Raw genomic sequence first — 421 nt, forward strand, 5'->3', positions numbered from 1 at the left:
CGCTTTCGCTCGCCAACAATCTTGGCGCGAATGCGACCTTCACGATCGAGGATAAAAGTAGTTGGTAGCCCGGCTATAGCGAACTTCGATTCCACTCCTCGATCGCCGAGCAGCACCGTGTAATCCTGTTTGATGTCTTTCCAAAAATCTCTCACGCCGTCGGCACCGTCAGATGTAGACACTCCGACAACCGATAATCCGCGAGCCTCCAGATCGTGATGCATTGTATTGAGCTCCGGTATTTCTGACCGGCAGGGGATACACCAGGTGGCCCAAAAATTCAGCAGCACCACGCGACCGCGCAGTTCTGAGAGGTTGAAGTTCTTGCCATCCAGAGTTTGCAGCGACACTTCGGGAGCAACTGGGAAAGCACTCTTGTTTTCTGGCGGCGCGGTAGTCGACGGAACGCCCGGGGATACTT

At 54.6% G+C, this 421-nt stretch carries 1 protein-coding gene; it reads right to left on the bottom strand.

Annotated features, from left to right (window positions below; translation table 11 throughout):
- A partial coding sequence (locus I6F37_RS41585) for a TlpA disulfide reductase family protein (protein WP_225154610.1) occupies positions 1-421 on the bottom strand: 421 nt, incomplete at both ends.

The sequence above is a fragment of the Bradyrhizobium sp. NBAIM08 genome (assembly GCF_020193935.1).
Classification (GTDB): Bacteria; Pseudomonadota; Alphaproteobacteria; order Rhizobiales; family Xanthobacteraceae; genus Bradyrhizobium; species Bradyrhizobium yuanmingense.